At 65.5% G+C, this 19,988-nt stretch carries 20 protein-coding genes and 1 pseudogene; 9 read left to right on the top strand and 12 right to left on the bottom strand.

The window, feature by feature from the left end; genetic code table 11:
- The 4 genes and pseudogenes from ACT4OC_RS19095 to ACT4OC_RS19080 form a co-directional block, all read left to right on the top strand.
- Window positions 1-383, top strand: a pseudogene (locus ACT4OC_RS19095) (threonine synthase); the annotation flags it as partial.
- Window positions 380-1,669 carry a M16 family metallopeptidase gene (locus ACT4OC_RS19090; RefSeq protein ID WP_444840587.1) on the top strand — a complete coding sequence of 430 codons (1,290 nt, stop codon included), beginning with the start codon at window positions 380-382 and terminating at the stop codon, window positions 1,667-1,669. The pseudogene ACT4OC_RS19095 and the gene ACT4OC_RS19090, both read left to right, overlap by 4 nt.
- 71 nt (window positions 1,670-1,740) lie before the next feature.
- Complete coding sequence (locus ACT4OC_RS19085) at window positions 1,741-2,328, top strand: GNAT family N-acetyltransferase (protein WP_444840586.1); 588 nt, start codon at window positions 1,741-1,743, stop codon at window positions 2,326-2,328.
- 178 nt (window positions 2,329-2,506) lie between these two features.
- A complete protein-coding gene (locus ACT4OC_RS19080) occupies window positions 2,507-3,142 on the top strand; it encodes a hypothetical protein (protein WP_444840585.1) in 636 nt (211 codons plus the stop codon).
- Between the two features lie 162 nt (window positions 3,143-3,304).
- Here the strand turns inward: ACT4OC_RS19080 and ACT4OC_RS19075 are convergent, their stop codons facing one another.
- From ACT4OC_RS19075 to ACT4OC_RS19055, 5 genes are all read right to left on the bottom strand, one after another.
- Window positions 3,305-3,790: a F0F1 ATP synthase subunit B family protein gene (locus ACT4OC_RS19075; protein ID WP_444840584.1), complete on the bottom strand. Its 486-nt coding sequence runs from the start codon at window positions 3,788-3,790 to the stop codon at window positions 3,305-3,307.
- A gap of 3 nt (window positions 3,791-3,793) precedes the next feature.
- Window positions 3,794-4,351, bottom strand: a complete 558-nt coding sequence (locus ACT4OC_RS19070) for a F0F1 ATP synthase subunit B family protein (protein WP_444840583.1) — start codon at window positions 4,349-4,351, stop codon at window positions 3,794-3,796.
- A 61-nt stretch (window positions 4,352-4,412) separates the two neighbouring features.
- Complete coding sequence (locus tag ACT4OC_RS19065) at window positions 4,413-4,643, bottom strand: F0F1 ATP synthase subunit C (protein ID WP_291602905.1); 231 nt, start codon at window positions 4,641-4,643, stop codon at window positions 4,413-4,415.
- Window positions 4,644-4,695: 52 nt separating this feature from the next.
- Window positions 4,696-5,445 carry a F0F1 ATP synthase subunit A gene (locus ACT4OC_RS19060; protein WP_444840582.1) on the bottom strand — a complete coding sequence of 250 codons (750 nt, stop codon included), beginning with the start codon at window positions 5,443-5,445 and terminating at the stop codon, window positions 4,696-4,698.
- 88 nt (window positions 5,446-5,533) lie between these two features.
- A complete protein-coding gene (locus ACT4OC_RS19055) occupies window positions 5,534-5,887 on the bottom strand; it encodes an AtpZ/AtpI family protein (RefSeq protein WP_444840581.1) in 354 nt (117 codons plus the stop codon).
- Window positions 5,888-6,283: 396 nt separating this feature from the next.
- On the opposite strand from ACT4OC_RS19055, the gene ACT4OC_RS19050 reads away from it, so the two are divergent.
- On the top strand, window positions 6,284-6,814 hold the full coding sequence (locus tag ACT4OC_RS19050) for a hypothetical protein (RefSeq protein WP_444840580.1): 531 nt from the start codon (window positions 6,284-6,286) through the stop codon (window positions 6,812-6,814).
- Entirely contained in the window at window positions 6,811-7,287 is a 477-nt protein-coding gene (locus ACT4OC_RS19045) for a secondary thiamine-phosphate synthase enzyme YjbQ (RefSeq protein ID WP_444840579.1), read from the top strand. Before ACT4OC_RS19050 ends, ACT4OC_RS19045 begins: the two co-directional genes overlap by 4 nt.
- A 56-nt stretch (window positions 7,288-7,343) precedes the next feature.
- Here the strand turns inward: ACT4OC_RS19045 and ACT4OC_RS19040 are convergent, their stop codons facing one another.
- The 5 genes from ACT4OC_RS19040 to ACT4OC_RS19020 form a co-directional block, all read right to left on the bottom strand.
- The gene (locus tag ACT4OC_RS19040) at window positions 7,344-7,712 is read right to left on the bottom strand and encodes a hypothetical protein (RefSeq protein ID WP_444840578.1); all 369 of its coding nucleotides are present in this window, start codon (window positions 7,710-7,712) and stop codon (window positions 7,344-7,346) included.
- 121 nt (window positions 7,713-7,833) lie between these two features.
- Window positions 7,834-8,157, bottom strand: coding sequence for a hypothetical protein (locus tag ACT4OC_RS19035; protein ID WP_444840577.1), 324 nt, complete (start codon window positions 8,155-8,157; stop codon window positions 7,834-7,836).
- Window positions 8,154-8,474: a hypothetical protein gene (locus ACT4OC_RS19030; RefSeq protein ID WP_444840576.1), complete on the bottom strand. Its 321-nt coding sequence runs from the start codon at window positions 8,472-8,474 to the stop codon at window positions 8,154-8,156. Before ACT4OC_RS19030 ends, ACT4OC_RS19035 begins: the two co-directional genes overlap by 4 nt.
- Before the next feature lie 186 nt (window positions 8,475-8,660).
- Window positions 8,661-10,637, bottom strand: coding sequence for a sodium:solute symporter family protein (locus ACT4OC_RS19025; protein WP_444840575.1), 1,977 nt, complete (start codon window positions 10,635-10,637; stop codon window positions 8,661-8,663).
- Between the two features lie 11 nt (window positions 10,638-10,648).
- Window positions 10,649-10,927 (bottom strand): DUF4212 domain-containing protein, encoded by a 279-nt coding sequence (locus ACT4OC_RS19020; RefSeq protein WP_444840574.1) that lies wholly within the window; start codon window positions 10,925-10,927, stop codon window positions 10,649-10,651.
- A 319-nt stretch (window positions 10,928-11,246) separates the two neighbouring features.
- Here ACT4OC_RS19020 and ACT4OC_RS19015 point away from each other — a divergent pair, with 319 nt between their 5' ends.
- From ACT4OC_RS19015 to ACT4OC_RS19005, 3 genes are all read left to right on the top strand, one after another.
- On the top strand, window positions 11,247-11,867 hold the full coding sequence (locus tag ACT4OC_RS19015) for a hypothetical protein (protein WP_444840573.1): 621 nt from the start codon (window positions 11,247-11,249) through the stop codon (window positions 11,865-11,867).
- Between the two features lie 32 nt (window positions 11,868-11,899).
- A complete protein-coding gene (locus ACT4OC_RS19010; RefSeq protein WP_444840572.1) occupies window positions 11,900-14,035 on the top strand; it encodes a DUF294 nucleotidyltransferase-like domain-containing protein in 2,136 nt (711 codons plus the stop codon).
- A 184-nt stretch (window positions 14,036-14,219) separates the two neighbouring features.
- Window positions 14,220-14,888 carry a response regulator gene (locus tag ACT4OC_RS19005; RefSeq protein ID WP_444840571.1) on the top strand — a complete coding sequence of 223 codons (669 nt, stop codon included), beginning with the start codon at window positions 14,220-14,222 and terminating at the stop codon, window positions 14,886-14,888.
- A 100-nt stretch (window positions 14,889-14,988) separates the two neighbouring features.
- On the opposite strand, the gene ACT4OC_RS19000 is transcribed toward ACT4OC_RS19005, so the two are convergent.
- Together ACT4OC_RS19000 and hemA are read right to left on the bottom strand one after the other, a co-directional pair.
- Window positions 14,989-18,492: a PAS domain-containing hybrid sensor histidine kinase/response regulator gene (locus tag ACT4OC_RS19000; protein WP_444840570.1), complete on the bottom strand. Its 3,504-nt coding sequence runs from the start codon at window positions 18,490-18,492 to the stop codon at window positions 14,989-14,991.
- A 118-nt stretch (window positions 18,493-18,610) separates the two neighbouring features.
- Window positions 18,611-19,837: a 5-aminolevulinate synthase gene (hemA, locus tag ACT4OC_RS18995; protein ID WP_444840569.1), complete on the bottom strand. Its 1,227-nt coding sequence runs from the start codon at window positions 19,835-19,837 to the stop codon at window positions 18,611-18,613.
- Between the last annotated feature and the right edge of the window lie 151 nt (window positions 19,838-19,988).

The raw sequence follows: 19,988 nt of genomic DNA, 5'->3' as shown, positions 1-19,988 counted from the left end.
TGCTGCCTGATGCCATGCTGGCGGCGATCCGCGAGGAGTTCGACGCCGGTCGCGCCGACGAGACCGAGACGGCGGCCGCGATCCGCGCCGCCTGGCGCGAGGCCGGCGATCTCGTCGATCCCCACACCGCGGTCGCGCTCGCGGTCGCCGACCGCGACACCTCGGACTCGAAGATCCCCAACATCGTGCTCTCCACCGCGCATGCCGCGAAATTCCCCGATGCGGTGGAGGCGGCCTGCGGCGTGCGTCCGCAATTGCCGGCCTGGCTGGACGGGCTGATGACCAGGCCCGAACAGGTCAAGGTGATGAAGAACGATGCCGCCGAGATCGAGCGCTTCGTGCTGTCGGTCAGCCGCGCCGCCAGGCAGGGGGTGGCCGGATGAGCGTCGCAGTTTCGAAACTCCCGTCCGGCCTCACCGTCATCACCGACACCATGCCGCATCTGGAGACGGCGGCGCTCGGCGTCTGGGCCGGCGTCGGTGGCCGCGACGAGAAGCCGAACGAGCACGGCATCTCGCATCTGCTCGAACACATGGCCTTCAAGGGCACCAGCAAGCGCAACGCGCGCGAGATCGTCGAGGAGATCGAGGCGGTCGGCGGCGATCTCAACGCCGGCACCTCCACCGAGACCACGGCCTATTATGCGCGGGTGATGAAGGCCGACGTGACCCTGGCGCTCGACGTGCTCGCCGACATCCTCGCCAATCCCTCCTTCGTGCCGGACGAGCTCGAGCGCGAGAAGAGCGTGATCGTGCAGGAGATCGGGGCTGCGCAGGACACGCCCGACGACGTCGTGTTCGAGCATCTCAACGAACTCTGCTTTCCGGAGCAGCCGATGGGCCGCTCGCTGCTCGGCACGGCGAAAACGCTGAAATCGTTCAACCGCGACATGCTGCGCGGCTATCTCTCGACGCACTACCGCGGGCCCGACATGGTGGTGGCCGCCGCCGGCGCGGTCGAACACTCCCGCGTGGTCGACGAGGCTGCAAAAAAGTTCGCAAGTTTCGAGGCCTCTGCCGGGCCGAAGCCGCAAGCAGCACAGTTCGGCAAGGGCGGATCGCGCGTGGTGCACCGCGATCTCGAGCAGGCGCATCTGACGCTGGCGCTGGAGGGCGTGCCGCAGAGCGACCTGTCGCTGTATTCGCTTCAGGTCTTCACCAATACGTTGGGCGGCGGGATGTCGTCGCGCCTGTTCCAGGAAGTCCGGGAAAAGCGCGGGCTCTGCTATTCGATCTACACCTTCCACGCGCCCTATGCCGACACCGGCCTGTTCGGGCTCTATACCGGCACCGATCCTGCCGACGCGCCGGAAATGATGGAAGTGATCGTCGACGTCATCAACGAGGCCGCCGTGACCCTGAGCGAAGCCGAGGTCGCCCGCGCCAAGGCGCAGATGAAGGCAGGGCTGTTGATGGCGCTGGAGAGCTGCTCCTCCCGCGCCGAGCAGCTGGCCCGCCATGTGCTGGCCTACGGCCGTCCGCTGGCGGTGGAAGAGCTGGTGGCCCGGATCGACGCCGTCAGCGTCGAATCCACCCGCAAGGCGGCGCAGGGGCTGCTCACGCGCAGCCGGCCCGCCGTGGTCGCCCTCGGCGGCGGCAGGGGTCTGGACACGGCGGTGTCTTTTGCGGAAGGATTGACGCGTTCGAAGGCGAAGACCCTGTTGCACTGAGCATGATCCCGAAAAGTGGATGCCGGTTTTCGGACAAGATCATGCTCAAACCAAAGTAAGGGCGGGGAGCTATGGCGCTGTTTCGTTTGCCATCCAGCGGGCCGGCCGCGCTGATGCCGCGCGGCCAGGGACTGCTCTTGCGCGCGCCGCAAATGACGGACTATCCGCAATGGGCGCTGCTGCGCGAAAGCAGCCGTGCCTACCTCACGCCCTGGGAGCCGATCTGGCCGTCCGACGACCTGACCCGCGCGGGCTTCCGGCGAAGGCTGCGCCGCTATGCCGAGGATATCGCGGCCGACCGCTCCTACCCCTTCATCGTTTTCCGCGAGGCCGACGGCGTCATGCTCGGCGGCGTCACCCTCGCCAACGTCCGGCGCGGCATCGTGCAGGCCGGCACCATCGGCTACTGGATGGGCGAGGCCCATGCGCATCGCGGCTACATGACCGCGGCCTTGCGGGTGCTGCTGCCGACGCTGTTCGGCGAGCTCAATCTGCACCGCATCGAGGCGGCCTGCATCCCCAGCAATGCGCCCTCGATCCGGGTGCTGGAGAAATGCGGCTTCGCCCGCGAGGGGCTGGCGCGGCGCTACCTCTGCATCAACGGCGTCTGGCAAGACCACCTGCTGTTCGGCCTGCTGCACGAGGATTTCCGGGGGTAGGCATGATCCCGGAAAGGTGTGAAGCGGTTTTCCCGCGACAAACGCGAAGCGTTTGCGCTGGGATCGTGCCCAACAAGGACCCGAGCGCGCCGCGCCGGCGGCGCCTTGGGTTCGCCGACATTGCCTTGCTATAAGCGCGGCCCGGGGGGAGACGTCGATGAAACGATCGAGGACATCCATGGGTGACAAACCTGTGATCAGGCGTGCCATCGCTGCGGCGACTGTTGCGGCCGTCGGCTTGACCCTCACTGCTGCGCCCGCGGGAGCGCAATCGCTGACCGACCGGTTCAAGAACCTGTTCGGCGGCGGCAGTTCCGAGGAGAAGCCTGCGCAGGCGCCGGCCGAGGTGACCGGCGAGAACGATTTGACCTGTCCGCCGGTCACCGTGCGCGCGGGCGCTGCGACCTTCAAGGTGGGTGCGCCGGGCAAGGAGGCGGTCGGCAACGACCTGCGCTATCAGGCCACCATCGGCAAGATCGCGCGGGAATGCACTATCAATGCCGGCCAGATCACGGCGCGGATCGGCATCCAGGGCCGCGTCATCGCCGGGCCCGCCGGAGCGCCGCCGAGCGTCCAGGTGCCGCTGCGCGTTGCCGTGGTGCAGGGCGGCGTCGGCGAGAAGGTGATCGCGACCAAGGCCTACCAGACCACCGTGGAGATGACGGAAGACGCCAGCGTCCCCTTCGTGCTGGTTGCCGAGGACCTGGTCTACCCGGCGCCCTCAGGTGCCGTCGGCGACAGCTACATCTTCTATGTCGGCTTCGACCCGCAGGCCCTCAAGCCCGAGCCGAAGGCCAGGACGAAGAAGAAATAGGATGCCTGTCGTCGCCCGGCTTTGACCGGGCGACCCAGTACGCCGCGGCCTCTCGATCGATCACAGATGTCTCTGGAATACTTGATCACCTGCGCGGGCGATCACAACAAACAAAGAAGCCGGCGTTTCCGCCGGCTTCTGGCAACGAGATTTATGAGGCGGTCAGTTCAGCTTCGACTTCACTTCGGCGATGCCCCTGGCGAGCAAATCGTCGGCCACTGAGCCCTTCACCGACTGCGACAGCACGGTCGAGGCGGCGGCAACCGCTGCTTCCGCCGCGGCGGCGCGGACGTCGGCCAGCGCCTGGGCCTCCGCAAGAGCGATCTTGTTCTCGGCGGTCTTGGTGCGGCGGGCGACGAAGTCTTCCATCCGCGTCTTGGCCTCGGCCGCGATGCGCTCGGCCTCGGCCCTGGCGTTGGTGACGATTTCCTGCGCCTCGCGCTCGGCGCTGGCGCGGCGCGCCTGGTAGTCGGCGAGCAGCTTGGCGGCCTCTTCCTTCAGGCGGCGCGCGTCGTCGAGCTCGGCCTTGATGCGCTGGGCGCGGTGGTCGAGCGCCGTCAGCACGGTGCGGTGAATGCCGAGCCAGACGAACACCGCCATCAGGATGACGAAGGCAATCGCGACCCAGGTTTCCGGTTGGGCGAACATCACTTATCCCTTCAACGAGGCGTCGACGGCTTTGGTGACCGCGGCCGCATCCGGCGCGGCGCCGGTCAGCCGCTGCACGATGGCGCCGGCCGCGTCCGCCGCGATGCTGCGGACATTGCCCATCGCCGCGGTGCGCGTCGCCGCGATCTGCTTCTCGGCATCGGCCAGCTTGCCCGCGAGCTTCTCTTCCAGCGCCTTGCGCTCGGCTTCCGCGGAGGCATTGAGCTTTTCGCGGGTTTCGTTGCCGATCGCCTGCGCCCTTGAGCGGGCGGAGGCCAGTTCGCCTTCATAGGCCTTCAGCGCCGCGTCGGACTCGTCCTTCAGCTTCTGCGCCTGCGCCAGGTCGCCCTCGATCGCGTTCGCACGCGCCTCGATCACGCCGCCGACTTTCGGCAGCGCAAAGCGCGACACGAGGATGTAGAGCGCGACAAAGGCGATGGCCAGCGACACCAGCTGCGAGGCGAAGTAGGTCGATTCGAACGGCGGAAAGCCGCCGCCGTGATGACCGCCGTCGGCCTCGGTGTGTGCACCGGTCTTCTGGCCTTTTGCATCGCTGGCCATGGAGTTCTCCTGTTGCTGTCATGCGCGCCGCCCTGTGGCAGGCGGCGCGAAAGGGTGCCGCTCAGAGCGGAACGAACAGCAGGAGCAGCGCGATCAGCAGCGAGAAGATGCCGAGCGCTTCGGTCACGGCGAAGCCGAAGATCAGGTTGCCGAACTGGCCCTGGGCAGCCGACGGATTGCGCACGGCCGCGGCGAGGTAGTTGCCGAAGATGATGCCGACGCCGACGCCCGCGCCGCCCATGCCGATGCACGCGATGCCCGCGCCGATGAGTTTAGCTGCTGCCGCTTCCATTTTTAGCTCCTTGAGAGAAAGAAAGGTGAGGGGTGGTAATCCCCGGAACCGCTTAGTGTCCCGGATGAATGGCGTCGTTGAGGTAGATGCAGGTGAGGATCGCGAACACATAGGCCTGCAGGAACGCGACCAGCAGCTCGAGCGCGGTGAGCGCGACGGTCAGCGCCAGCGGCATCACGCCGCCGATCCAGCCGACGGTGCCGAGCGAGACGCCGAGCATGGCGACGAAGCCTGCGAACACCTTCAGGGCGATGTGGCCGGCCAGCATGTTGGCGAACAGACGCACGCTGTGCGAGACCGGGCGCAGGAAGAACGACAGGATCTCGATGAACATCACCAGCGGCAGGATGTAGACGGGAACGCCGTGCGGCACGAAGATCGAGAAGAACTTGAGCCCGTTCTTGTAGACGCCGTAGATCAGGACGGTGAAGAACACCAGCAGCGCCAGCGCCGCGGTGACGATGATGTGGCTCGAAACCGTGAAGGTGTAGGGGATGATGCCCACCAGGTTCGAGACGCAGATGAACATGAAGAGCGAGAAGATCAGCGGGAAGAACTTCATGCCTTCCGAGCCGGCGGTGGAGCGGATCGTGGAGGCGACGAACTCGTAGGAGATTTCCGCGATCGACTGCATCCGGCCGGGGATGAGCTGCCGGCCGCTCGCCAACATCAGGAGGCCGATGATGCCGACGGCCACGAACATGTAGACGGTCGAGTTGGTGATGGCGATCGTGTGCTTGCCGATCTGGCCGAGCGTGAGGAGGGGCTCGATGTTGAACTGATGAATCGGGTCGATTTTCATCCGCGCGGGCCTTGGTCCGCCGGCATGCTGCCGGCAATCGAATTGCAAATGTCCTGACTTCCGCCGGCGCTTGAGCGCTTGCCCGGGGTCAGGCGCGCCGCGCCGACCTCACCACGTTGACCACGCCGGCGACGAAGCCGAGCAGAAAGAACACGATGAGACCGAACGGCGATGTCGACAGCAACTTGTCGAATCCCCAGCCAATCGCAGCCCCGACGACAACGCCCGCGATCAGCTCCGAAGAAAGCTGGAAACCGCGCGCCATGGCCGATGCCCTGGCTGCACTGTCTCCGTTTTCGGTTCCGGATTGATCAGTCTCGACTTTGCGGTTGTCGCGAATTTTGGACAATCGCTGGTCCAGACTTCCGAGCCTTGCGGAAAGCGCGGCTTCGTCGGAAGACGTTTTGTTTCCATTCGCCTTGTCGTCGGTGTCCTTGGCCATGTCGGCCGGACACTAAACGATGCTGCGGTTGATGGAAATTACGCCGCCACCCTCAAAAGCCGCGCGGACCATACTGACGGTGTCTTAGCAAGTCAAGATTGCGTAATAACCGTCTATATATCTGATTTTATTGGTATTATTAGAACAAGGCGACGCCGCCTGTGGAGCGGTCGCCGCAGTGCAGCAGTCGGCATAACGGGAACGTCGGCGGCAGACCTCCGATGAATCGGCCGGGATGGCCGAAATCGCTCCACCGCCCGGCCCGCCCGAGCCTTCTCGCCGCGCCGAATCGACTGTCGTTTCCGCTCTTCGGGGGACACATTGAAGTCGGGCCGCAAGCCCATAGCTCACTGGGTGTAGGGTACGTCACGTTACCCATTGAGGCGGAGCAAGCCGATGCGCATCGCGACGTTGCCTTGGAAGTTGCCTTGGAAATTGTCGATCGCCGCCGCGGCGTTCCTCCTCGGCAGCGCGCCGTCCTTCGCGCAGACCAGACCCGACACCGAGAACGGCCGCTATGCGCTGTCGCCCGCCGGCGATGGCGGCGTGCTGCGGCTCGACACCAAGACCGGCACGGTCTCGACCTGCACCAATTCCGGCGCCGGCTGGGCCTGCTACGCGGTGCCGGACGAGCGCGCGGCGCTGGATGCGGAGATCGGCCGGCTGCAGGCCGAGAATGAAAAACTCAAGGCGCAGCTCGCGGAGCGCGAGGGCCCGGTGGCTGGCAAAAGCGAGGATGCGTTGCCGAAATCGGACTCGCTCAGGAAGCCCGAGCCCAAGGTGGCCGAGGGCGAGCGCAAGATCGAAATCCCCTTGCCGAGCGATCAGGACATGGACCGCGTGATGTCGTTCCTCGAGCGCGCCTGGCGGCGGCTGATCGAAATGGCCAACCGCATTCAGAAAGACGTCTCCGGGGGCAAGATTTGACGCGGCCGCGATCGGTTTCCCGCTCCTTACCCACCGCCGTCGGCGCAGTCACGATTACCTCGTCGCAACTCGTCGTGGAGACGCCCGGAGCCGGCTTCTTCGATATCACCGGCGAGGTCGCAAAATTTCTGCGCGAGGTCGGCGCCACCGGGGGCACGGTGACGCTGTTCATCCGCCACACCTCGGCCTCGCTGACCATCCAGGAAAATGCCGATCCATCGGTGCTGAAGGATCTGACCACCGCACTGGACCGCCTTGCGCCCGAGAACGCCGGATGGCTGCACGATACGGAAGGCGCCGATGATATGCCGGCGCACGTCAAAACCATGCTGACGGGAACCTCGCTGCAGATACCCGTGCTGAACGGCGACATGGCGCTCGGCACATGGCAGGGGATCTACGTCGCCGAGCATCGCGCGCGCCCGCACCGGCGCGAGATCGTGCTGCAGTTCATGGGATCGACTGGAGCATAGACCCAGCAGGATCGCACGGCCAAATCGGCGCGCCGATACCTCGGGTGCAGGCGGGATCAAAGTCCAAGGAGCGAGAACAGCAACGCCGCCGTCCACAGGATCACGGAAATCAATGAGCTCCATCGCGCGAAGGTAAGATAGGTTTCGCGCATCACCGCCGAGATGGTCTGTTGCGCGTGGGCCTGCGGTGGCCGCCGTTCCTTGGGGAGATAGAGCCACATCTCCATGCGGCGGTGGTCCTTGGTCCTCGCCTCATAGGCTTTCAGCAGAAGCACGAGCGTCATGACCATGCTGAGGAAGCCGCCTGCCTGGAACGCCGATCGCGGGGCGAAGGACAGACCGATCATCACGCAGAAGATCGCAAGCGAGCCAAATCCACAGGCGCGGAGCACAATCGCGTAGGCAACACGGCGAATTTCTTCCACGATTCGGACTCCACGCCCCGAGCCGGGTCCTTCCAAAGCTGCGATGCAATCCATGGCTGCGCGGCAATGCGACTAAAGTTTAGGCCCTGAAGGCGCGCCCCTCAACCCGGACAGACCCATTTTACAGGCCGATCTGGATGAAGTTGCCCACAGCCGGCAAGGTCGCGATCGCCGTCCCGGCGAGCCAGATCCATAGCGACACGTTGCTGGATTCCTTGGCGCCGGTGACCCTCTCGTAGATCGCAGCCGGTATGCCTCCGAGGATCACCGTCGCCGTCGAGACCATCAGCGAGGCGAACATCAGCGTCAGCGAGAGGTTGTCGAACAGCAGCGGTCCGGCCAGCGGCTTCACGTAGAGCAGCGCGAATATCAGCGCGAGCTGGTTGAAGATGCCGTTGATCATCCCGAAGAAGGCGATGCCGATGAAATAGAATTGGCGGTTCATGACGCTGCTCCGGCGGCGCGAGGAGCAAGGTTGAGCAGCAGCAGCGTGTAGTGAAAGGCCACACGCAGCCAGAACATCCAGACGAAGCCGAACAGCCAGAGCAGCGCCGGAGGCACGACCTTGGGGGTGACGGCCGATATCACCGACATCACCGGATCGGTGAGGCGGCAGAACGCGCGCCAGATGTAATTGGGCGAATCCGCATCCACCATCAGGCCGAGCAGGAAACGGCCGAGCATGGTGTACATCAAGACTGCCAGCACGAAGTTCGGCAGGTGGAAGTACCAGTAGCTCGCGATCGAAGTTGCGGTATCCAAGAATATCTCCCCTCGGCAGTTCCGTCACGCCACTCGCCGTTCCATGGTCGGGGTTTGCGGACTGCCGGCGCCCGGCTCCCTCACCATGTCAATCGCCGGGTTCTTCGGCAAGCCGTGTGTGGGCCGTTTGAAACGAAACGGGGCCCCGAAAGGCCCCGTTGGTCACAAATTGCGAGAACCGCGCTCTCAGGTCGTTTTCTCTTCGAGCACCGTCCGTCCCCGCGGCTTGCGGATTTCGTCGACGTAGGCCTGCATCTCTGCCGACGGCTCCTTGCCCAGCAGGCTGACGACGATGATCGTCAAGAAACCCACCGGCGCGCCCAACAATCCGCAGTTGATGTTGTTGAGGTTGAACCAGCCGACCTTGTTCGCGAGCGGATGGGCCAGCGTCGGGAAGCTTTCCATCGCGTTCGGCAGCGCCATGGCTTTGACGATGTCGACCAGCGGCGCCCCGCTCACCGGGTTGAGCAGCGACGTCATGCCGAAGAACTTGACGCCGGCGCCCGGGAAGTACCGGCTCACCACCAGGTAGAATATGCACAGCCCGAACCCGGCGATGATGCCGGCGACCGCGCCCGTTGACGTCGTGCGCTTCCACCACACACCCATGACGAGGGCAGGGAAGTTGCCCGCCATCGCCAGGGAGAACGCCCACCCGACCATGGCCAGGATGTCCGCCGGCTTGGTCGCAGCCGTTGCCGCGGCGACGACCGCGACGACCAGCAGCAGGACGCGGGCGACGATCAGCCGGCGCGCCGTCGGCGCGTTGGGGTCGATCATCTTGTAGTAGACGTCGTGCGACAGCGCGTTGGCGATCGCGAGCAGCAGCCCGTCCGCGGTGGAGAGAGCTGCGGCGAGACCGCCGGCGGCGACCAGGCCCGAGATCACGTAGGGAAGTCCCGCGATCTCCGGCGTGGAGAGCACGATCACGTCCGTATTGATCACGAAGTCCTGCAGCCGGACGACTCCGGGGTGACCGGCGATCGCCTTGCAGGCGGCAATGATGGCATCGAGGTTGGCCGCGTTCTGTCCGCAGATCTTGATCAGTCCCAGTTCGCCCCAGTTGAACAGCCAGGGTCGGATGGCCGACAGGTCGCGCCCGATGATGTTGGTGTACACTTCGAGCTTCGAGAAGGCAGCGTAGGCGGGGGCCGAGAAGTACAGCAGGAAGATGAACAGCAGCGACCAGCCGACCGAGACGCGCGCTTCACGCACGGAAGGCGTGGTGAAGTAGCGCATCAAAATGTGCGGCAGCGACGCCGTTCCCACCATCATGCAGAGGATGATGCCGAAGAAGTTCAGCGGGCTGTAGTTGATGAAGGGCGAAATGTGCGGCTTCAGGCCGGCTGCGGTCGCAAGCCCCGTCTTGAGCATCTCCTGCTCGCGCGCCGTGATGTCGGCGATCGCCTGCCCGTAGGTGAGTTCCGGAATCGGGATTCCGTAGTTCTTGGTGGACAGGATCACGATCGGCGTCAGGTAGGCGATGATCAGCACGATGTACTGCGCCACCTGGGTCCAGGTCACCGCCCTCATGCCGCCCAGCATCGAGCAGACGAGGATGCCGACCAGGCCGGCGAACACGGCGAGCTCGAACTGCATGCCGAGGAACCGCGAGGCGATCAGGCCGGTGCCGTAGATCTGCGCCGTCACATAGGTGAAGGAGCAGGCGACCAGCACGATCACACCGAGGGCGCGGGCGAAGTTGCCGCCGTAGCGGAACGACAGGAAGTCCGGCACGGTGTAGGCGCCGAACTTGCGCAGGTACGGACCGATCAGGATCGAGACCAGCACGAAGCCGCCGGTCCAGCCGAGCACCCAGGCCAGGCCGTCATAGCCGAGCAGGAACAGGGTGCCGGCCATGCCGACGAACGACGCGGCCGACATCCAGTCGGCGCCGGTCGCCATGCCGTTGTAGAATGCCGGCACGCTGCGGCCTGCGACGTAGTATTCAGAGACCTGCGCCGTTCGCGACAGCACGCCGATGATGGCGTAGACCGCCAGCGTGAAGAACACGAACAGGTAGCCGAGGATCTTGTTCGGCACGCCGACTTGCTCGAGCACCGCGAGCAGGATGATGAAGGCGAGGAATCCGCCGGTGTAATAGCCGTAGACCTTGCCGAGATTGTTGAGGAAGTCGGAGCTTCCCTTTGCTGCCGTAGCCATTTCGGAGCTCCCTACTCTTCTTCTTCAAAGCCGAATTCGCGGTCGATATTCTCCTGCTGTCTTGCGAAGACGAACAGCATGACCACGAAGACGATGAGTGAGCCCTGCGCAGCCATGTAGAAGCCGAGCGGGAACCCGAGGACTGGAATGACGATCTTGTTCAGCGGCGTCACGAACATGTGGATGATGTAGCCGAAGAAGAACCAGATACCGAGATGCGTCAGCATCAGGCGCGTCGTCTTGCGCCAGTGGGCTTCTTCCCGTTGTGTAAGGTCGGTGGATTCAGGCATGGGCTGCGATTCCTCTATAAGCGACGGCAAGCGAGTGCCGTGATTCAAAGTCGAGGGGTAAAGCAACTCCCACCACGGCCCCCCCATGCCGCCGCTCCCACCCGCATTCCGCGGGCGCGAGCCCTTCCGGCCGTTCTTGTTTTTGGACGGCTGTCGGATTTCGCAAAAGCTAACATCTGGAACGGCAAAGCCTTTATAATACTTTCGACGATAACGGATGTTGCGGCTGCGAACAGCAGTCACGGCCACAACGGCAAGGCTTTGCAGTCGCCGCCGAAACGCGGGATAAGCCGGAATACACCAGCAGGATCGAACCACGATGAAGTTGTTGAAAAGGCTGTTTCAGCGGCCGCCTCCCATCCGCGACCTCGATGCGCTGGCGGATTTCATCGACGCTCAATCGGCATTCATCACCCAAAAAGGGATCTACGAATATTCGCGCGCCCGGGCCGGGCATTATTCGAAAGTATTGTTCGCCGAGGAGGGGTTCGCCTGGTCCGTGGAGCGCGCGCGCTGGCAGGCGTTTCCGCTCGGGCTGTCCATGGTCGGCGAAATGATCGAGGGTGTGATGGCTCCGGGGGCGGGGACGCAGCGCCGCGAGCTTCTCGACCGGTTGACGCAGATCGTCGTTTCGGTTCTCGACCGCTACCCGATATCCCCTGCGGTCGGCGAGGAAGCCTGGCACAAGGCGCGAAGCGAGCTGGCTCACCGGCTCGACCTAGTGGCAGGGCATGCGCCCAAGCGCGTCATGGACATTCCCGACCCGCTTGCGCAAGCCTATTTCTCCATGATGCCGATTCACGAGAAGCTGCGCGGCCGCGACTTTGCGACCACGCGCAACTATCTCAGCGTCAGCCTGTGCAATATCCATGACGAATTCGTCGCGCGTGCGGATCTGCCGGCGCTGCGACAGGCATTGAGCACGGTCGATTCGGCCTAGGCGCCAACGGCGACGGCCGGGATGGAGGGGCGATGGACCGCACGCTAGGAGGCGCACCGCTTCTGGGCCTCGACGCCGTCGTCATCGATACCGAAACGACGGGGCTCGACCCGCGCAAGTCGCGGGTCATCGAGCTGGCGGCGGTGCGCCTCGAGGCCGGCCAACTGGTCGATGGGGATTCATTTCGCCAACTGATCCGGCCGGGCGATGAGGCGATCCCCGGAGGCGTCACGAAGATTCACGGCATCGACGATACGGCGGTCGCCGGGGCGCCGACCTTCGCACAGGTGTGGCCGCGCTTCCTGGAATATCTCGGCGCCAGGATCGTGATCGGGCACACGATCGGATTCGACCTCGCCGTCTGGAAGCGCGAGTGCCAGCTGGCCGGCCTGCCGTGGCAGCGCCCCCGAACGCTCGACACCCGGCTGCTCGCACAAATCGCCGCGCCGGAATTGGCCGGATACGCGCTGGAGAAGGTCGCGATCTGGCTCGGAGTTGAAATCCTCGATCGGCACACGGCGCTGGGCGACGCTGCGATTTCGGCGAAGGTGTTCCGGGCGCTGGTGCCAAAGCTGCGCGATCACGGTATCCGCACCGTCGCCGAGGCCGAGCGGGCCTGCCACGCGCTCACCGCCCTGCTCGACGATCAGACCAGGCTCGGATGGGTCGAAGCCGTCGAGCCGCCGTCCCGGGTGGACGCCGAGAGGACGTTGCGGCGCCTCGATGCCTACGCCTTTCGCCGCCGCATCCGCGACATCATGCGGGCTCCGGTGATTTTCGTGGCACCGGATATCCGGGTGCGGGAGGTCGTGACCCGAATGGCGGGCGAGAAGATATCGGCCGTCTATGTCGGCGGGTTGCACGCCGCGACGCACGGTATCAAGGCCGTCGACGCCGGCATCCTCACCGAGCGCGACGTATTGCGCGCGATCGACCGTCACGGTGCTGCCGCGCTCGAATTGCCTGCCGAGCGAATCATGGCGAGCCCTCTGATCTCGGTTTCCGCGGACGCCTTTCTCTATCGGGCCATCGGCCGGATGAGCCGGCGCAGGATCCGCCACCTCGGGGTGATCGACGAGGGCGGCCGGATCGTCGGCGCATTGTCGGCGCGCGATCTGCTGCGCTCGCGCGCCGGAGCGGCGGTGTCGCTCGACGACGAGATCGAGGATGCCACGGATGCGCACGGGCTTGCCGCAGCCTGGGCGAAGCTGCCGCACCTTGCGGCAAGCCTGCTTGAGGAAGGCTTGTCCGGCCGCGAGATCGCGGAAGTGATTTCGCGCGAACTCGGCGAACTCACGCGTCAGGCCGCGGTGATTGCCGAGCAGATCATGCAGCGGCACGGCCACGGCGAGCCGCCGGTGCCCTATGCGCTGGTCGTGCTCGGATCCGCCGGCCGCGGCGAAAGCCTGTTGGCGATGGACCAGGATAATGCCGTGATCTTCGAACGCGGCGCGCCGGACGGCCCCGAAGACCGCTGGTTTGCCGCGTTCGGCGAGCACGTGGCCGATATCCTGCACGAGGCCGGCGTGCCCTATTGCAAGGGCGGGGTCATGGCAAAGAACGCGGCCTGGCGCGGTTCGCTCGCCACATGGCAGGGCCGTGTCGAGCACTGGATCTCCCGTTCCAGTCCGGCGGATCTCCTGTCCGTCGATATTTTCTTCGACTTGCGCGCCGTGCATGGCGATGGGGCGCTTGCGGTGGCCGTCAGGCAGGCGGCCTACGATGCTGCGGAAGGGCAGGCGGCGTTCGCCAAGCTGCTGGTCGACACCGTGAGGATTCCGGCCAGCCTCGGATGGTTCGGCGGAATCCGCTCCGAGGGCGGGCGCATCGATCTCAAGGCAGCCGGCCTGTTCGGCCTCGTTGCCGCGGCGCGAGCCATCGCGCTCCGCTACCACGTGATGGACCGATCGACGCCCGCGCGGCTGGCGGGCGTCAAGGCCCTCGTGAACGCCAGCCAAAGCGATCTCGATGCCCTGATGGAGGCGCAGAATATATTTCTCGACCTGATCCTGGCCCAGCAGGTTGAAGACGTCGGGCATGGCCTGCCGCCCTCCAACGCGGTCATGCTCAAGCAATTGTCCCCCCGGGCTCGCGAGCAGCTGCGGACAGCGCTCAACGCGGTGGCACATGTGGATGATCTCGCGCGCGATCTCCTGTTCCGAAATTGAATCTGAAGTTGCCACGCCGGCGACATCCGTCCGATTGTGCGTCGCACAAGAAAGGGGTTAACCGCTTCTCGGCGATGGAGATTTGCATGCTTGCATAGGGACGCCCGGCGGAGGACAATCGCAATTGCAATCGCAGACAGCCTTTTGTGGCGAGGTCATGCGCGCTCGGACGCCCCAAGACATCATGACCACCAGCACCCGCCTTATCATTGCCGACGACCACCCACTGTTCCGCGACGCGTTGCGGCAGGCGGTGGCAAGTGTCGTCGCCTCGGCGAGGATCGAGGAGGCGGGATCGTTCGACGACCTCACCGCTCTCCTTGAACAGGATTCCGACGTCGACCTGATCCTGCTCGACCTCACCATGCCCGGCATTTCCGGCTTCTCGGGCCTGATCTATCTGCGCGCCCAGTATCCGGCGGTCCCCGTGGTGGTGGTCTCCGCCAGCGACGATGTCGGAACCATCCGCCGCTCGCTCGACTTCGGCGCTTCCGGCTTCATTCCCAAGCGCCTCGGCGTGGAGACGTTGCGCGATGCCGTCACCAGGGTGATGGACGGCGACGTGTTCATTCCGCCGGATACCGATCTTTCCGCCGCCGCCGATCCCGACATGGCGCGGCTGCGCGACCGCCTGGTGACGCTGACGCCGCAGCAGGTGCGGGTCCTGATGATGTTGTCGGAAGGGCTGCTCAACAAGCAGATCGCCTACGAGCTCGGCGTCTCCGAGGCCACCATCAAGGCGCACGTCTCGGCGATCCTGCAGAAGCTCGGCGTCGAAAGCCGCACCCAGGCCGTGATCGCCGCCGCCAGGATCGCGGGCGGCCAGTGGAAGCAGGGCACGCCGACGGCGTAGCTCCAGCCGTCAGTCCGGGGCGATGCGCAGCATCGAACCCGGAATCTCGAGATTCCGGGTTCGGCTCTGCGAGCCGCCCCGGAATGACGATGATGAACGTCTACTCCGCCGCCACCATCTGCTGCGTGCGCCACTGCCCGAGCACGGCGCGCAGCGAAGCCGGCTTTACCGGCTTGTTGAGGATCGCGATGTTGTCCTCGCGGGCCGCGGCGCGCACATTCGGGCTGCGGTCCGCGGTGATCAGCGTCGCCGGCATGTTCTCGCCGAAGCGACGGCGGATCTCGCGGATCGCGGCAACGCCGTTGCCGCGGTCGAGGTGATAGTCGACCAGCAGTCCGGTGACCTTTCCGCCGACATCTTCCATCGCCGCGATCGCGCCTTCCGGATCGGTGACGGCGATGACTTCGGCATCCCAGCCGGTCAGCAGCGTCTTCATGCCGTCGAGGATGGCCGGGTCGTTCTCGATGCAGACGATCAGCGCGCCGCTCATCGGCGTGCGCGACGGCGTCGTGGAGATAACGGCGGCGGTGTGGTTGACCGCTTCGGCCACCGGCACCGTCACCGAGAAGACGGAGCCGCCGCTCGCCAACGAATCGATGGCGATGCCGTGGTTGAGCACCCGCGCCAGCCGCTCGACGATCGATAGCCCGAGGCCGAGGCCGCGCGCGATCCGCGCGCCCTGCTCGAGGCGGTGGAATTCCTTGAAGATCTCGCCGCGCTTCAGCGCGGGGATGCCGACGCCGGTGTCGTAGACGCCGATCCTCAGCGATTGGCCGCGGCGGCGGCAGCCGACCAGCACGCGGCCGCGCGGGGTGTATTTGATGGCGTTGGAGATGAAGTTCTGCAACAGCCGGCGCAGCAGCGCGCGGTCGGACTGCACCGCCAGCGAGCAGGGCACGAAGGTCAGCTCGAGTCCCTTGGCGCGCGCGATCGGCGTGAACTCGATCTCGAGCGAGCGCATCAGATCCGCCATCTTGAAGCTCGAGATCGACGGTGTCATGGCGCCGGCGTCGAGCCGGGAAATGTCGAGCAGCGCGCCGAGGATCTCCTCGATCGCCTCCAGCGAATCGTCGATGTTCTCGGCGAGCTTGGCGTCGTCGCCGCCGCTCTGCTTCTCGACCAGACTGGTCACATAGAGCCGCGCCGCGTTCAGCGGCTGCAGGATGTCGTGGCTGGCCGCGGCGAGGAATCGGGTCTTGGAATTGTTGGCGTCTTCCGCGGAAATCTTGGCCAGCGCCAGCTCGGAATTGAGCCGCGTCAGCTCTTCGGTGCGGTCGCGCACCCGCTTTTCCAGCGTGGCATTGGCGCGCTCCAGCGCTTCGGCCGCCTCGAAGCTCGGCGTGACGTCGGAGAAGGTGATGACGAGGCCGCCGCCGGGCATCCGGTTGGTGCGCACCTCGATCACCGTGTGGCGGTCCGGGAAACGCTCCAGATAGGGCTCGCCCTCGGTCGTGTAGGCGGCGAGCCGCTTTTCCAGCAGCGCATCGGCATCGCCAGACTCCGGTGGGGAGATCGCGCCCATGTATTCCAGGATTTCGCGCAAGGGGACGCCGAGCTGCACGAGGTGCGGCGGCAGCGCCAGGATTTCGCCGAAATGGCGGTTGGAGCAGATCAGCTGCAGGTCGGCGTCAAACACCGCGATGCCCTGCCGCACATGGTTCAGCGCCGTCTGCAGGATTTCGCGGTTGAAGTGCGCGGCCGCATGGGAATCGTCGAGCAGTTTCAGCGCGGCCTTCGCCGAGACGGCGCGCTTGCGCAGCAGCAGCGACATCACGAGGCGCGATGACGCCGCGCCGATCGAGGAGGCGATCAGGCGCTCGGCATGCTGCAGCAACTCGAAATCGGCCGCCGCCGACGGTTCGAGATTGCCGGGATGGCGGGCGGCGAAGGCCTCGAAGGCCAGGCGCGCGCGTTCGGGGCCGAGATATTGCGCCACCGTGCTCTGGATGTCCTGCACGGTCACCGTCGAGCGCCAGCGCCGGAAGGTCGGCGCGATCGGCGCCAGCGACGGCACGAAGATATCGGCCTGCACATGCTCGATCGCCGACGGCCGCCGCGCCAGCGACAGCACGATATAGGCGAGGATGTTGAGCGACAGGCTCCACAGCACGCCGTGCAGCAGCGGCGGCAGGTCGGCGCCGAGCAGGGCGCGCGGACGCAGCGCCTCGATGCCGAACGGCCCGTGCTGCAGAATCTCCAGCCCCGCGGGGCTGCCGTCGAGGAAGCTCGGCACGAACAGCGTGTAGGCCCACACCGCAAAGCCGACCGTCATGCCGCCCATGGCGCCGCGGGCGGTGGCGTTGCGCCAGAACAGGCCGCCGAAAAAGGCCGGCGCGAGCTGGGCGACTGCGGCAAAGGACAACAGTCCGATCGCCGCCAGCTGCGTGTTGCCGAGGGCGCGGTAGTAGCAGTAGGCCATCACCATGATGCCGAAGATGGCGAAGCGGCGCACGCGCAGCAGGAAGTCGGTGAAATCCTTGCCGCTCATCCGGTTGCCGTCGCTGCGCGGCAGCACCAGCGGCAGCACGATGTCGTTCGACACCATGATCGACAGCGCGACGCATTCCACGATCACCATCGCGGTCGCGGCCGACAGGCCGCCGACGAACACGATGACGCTGAGCGTCGGCGAATTGCCCTGCATCGGCAGCGCCAGCACGAACATGTCGGGCTCGACCGCGCCGAACGGGAAGATGACGAGGCCCGCAATCGCGATCGGGATCACGAACAGGTTGATGGCGACGAGGTAGAGCGGGAACAGCCAGCGTGCGCGGCCGACCTCGGCGTCGGTCGAGTTCTCCACCACGCTGACGTGGAACTGGCGCGGCAGCAGCATGATCGCGCAGAACGACAGCAGCGTCAGGGTCAGGAAGTTGCTGACCGAGGGCGTGTACTCGATGGCGCGCACCGCCTCCGGCGTCTTCATGGCGCGCTCGTACAATTCGTGCGGCGAGAACATCCAGAAGGTCACGAAGATGCCGACGGCGAGAAAGGCCACCAGCTTGACGATGGATTCGGTGGCGATCGCCAGCATCAGGCCGTGCTGGTGCTCGGTGGCGTCGGCCTGGCGGGTGCCGAACAGCACGGCGAACACGGCCATCGCCAGCATCACCACCAGCGCGATATCGCCGATGATCGGTATCTGGGAGAACAGCTTGTCCTCGCTCAGGATGGTTCCGAGCGAGGAGGCCATCGCCTTGAGCTGCAGCGCGATATAGGGCACCGAGCCGACGATCGCGATCAGCGCCACGGTGGCGGCGACCGCCTGGCTCTTGCCGTAGCGCGCGGCGATGAAGTCGGCGATCGAGGTGATGTTCTGCGACTTGGCGAGCTGGATCACGCGGCGCAGCAGCGGCGTGCAGAGCCCGACCATCAGGATCGGGCCGACATAGATCGCGAGGAAGTCGATGCTGGTGCGGCTGGCGAAGCCGACCGAGCCGAAGAAGGTCCAGGAGGTGCAGTAGATCGCCAGCGACAGCGGATAGATCAGCGCCGAGGCCCGGCTGCGCTTGAGCGGCGACAGCCGGTCGCCATGGCTTGCGACCAGGAACAACAGGCCGATGTAGCCGAACGCGGCCGCGATCACGCCCCAGTCGTGCAGCATCTGCTGAAGGTCTCCCTCAGGCGGCCGCCATGAGCCCCCTTGGGGCCACTATAGACGGAACGGGCCGGCGGCGCACTGCGCGGCCGGCCCGTTTTCGGCTTTTCGAGCGAGTTTAGGGTTATTCGGCTGCCAGCGACTTCCGTTTCAGCGGCAGGCCGAGGCGCTCCCAGACCTGCAGCAGCGCCTCGGCGAGCTGATCGATCAGGACATCGTCGTGATAGGGCGAGGGCGTGATGCGCAGCCGCTCGCTTCCCTTGGGGACGGTCGGGTAGTTGATCGGCTGGATGTAGATGCCGTGCTCTTCCAGCAAGAGGTCGGAGGCCTGCTTGCATTTTTCAGGGTCGCCGACGAACAGCGGCACGATATGGGTGTCGCTCGACATCACCGGCAGGCCGGCGGCGATGAGGATCGCCTTGAGGCGGGCGGCGCGGTCCTGGTGGCGCTCGCGCTCCCAGCTCGAGGTCTTGAGGTGGCGGATCGCGGCCGTCGCGGCCGAGCAGATCGCCGGCGGCAGCGCGGTGGTGAAGATGAAGCCCGCCGCATAGGAGCGCACGGCGTCGATCACCTCGGCCTTGCCCGCGATATAGCCGCCGAGGCAGCCAAATGCCTTGGCAAGCGTGCCTTCCAGCACGTCGATCCGGTGCATGACGCCGTCGCGCTCGGCGATGCCGCCGCCGCGCGGGCCGTACATGCCGACCGCGTGCACCTCGTCGACATAGGTCATGGCGCCGTATTTCTCGGCGAGATCGCAAATCTTCGAAAGCGGCGCCACGTCGCCGTCCATGGAATAGAGGCTCTCGCAGACGATCAGCTTGGGCCGGTTGCCGGCGGCGATCAGCAGCTCTTCCAGATGGGCCATGTCGTTGTGGCGGAAGATCTGCCGCTCGCAGCGCGCCTCGCGCACGCCCTCGATCATCGAGTTGTGGTTGAGCGCGTCCGACAGGATCAGGACATCGGGAATGAGCTTGGCGATGGTCGAGATGCCGGTGTGGTTCGACACATAGCCCGAGGTGAACAAGAGCGCGGCCTCCTTGCCATGGAGGTCGGCGAGCTCTTCCTCGAGCTGTACCAGCGGATGATGGGTGCCGGCGATGTTGCGGGTGCCGCCGGCGCCGGTGCCGACCCGGGTCGCGGTCTCGACCATGGCGCCGACCACCTTGGGGTGCTGGCCCATGCCGAGGTAGTCGTTGGAGCACCAGATCACGACATTGCGCTTGCCCTTCGGCGAGTGCCACACCGCGTGCGGGAAACGGCCCGCGATCCGTTCGAGATCGGCAAAAACCCGGTAGCGCCGCTCGTCATGCAGGCGGTTGAGGGCATTCTGGAAGAACTGGCTGTAATCCATCGCAAGACCTGAAAACGGGAGCTGGCCGGAGCGGCCAGTCTTTTTAGAGCGTTTCCAGCTTTGATGTCGAGCCGAAATCACCCCTTTGGGCGGGGGTAAGGAATGAACCGGAGGCGGGGCAAAACTTGATCCCGGTCAATGCAATAGGCCG

The sequence above is a fragment of the Bradyrhizobium sp. genome (assembly GCF_052389815.1).
Lineage (GTDB): Bacteria > Pseudomonadota > Alphaproteobacteria > Rhizobiales > Xanthobacteraceae > Bradyrhizobium.
The sequence above is the reverse complement of the archived record's forward strand: the minus strand, read 5'-3'. Positions and strand labels throughout refer to the sequence as shown.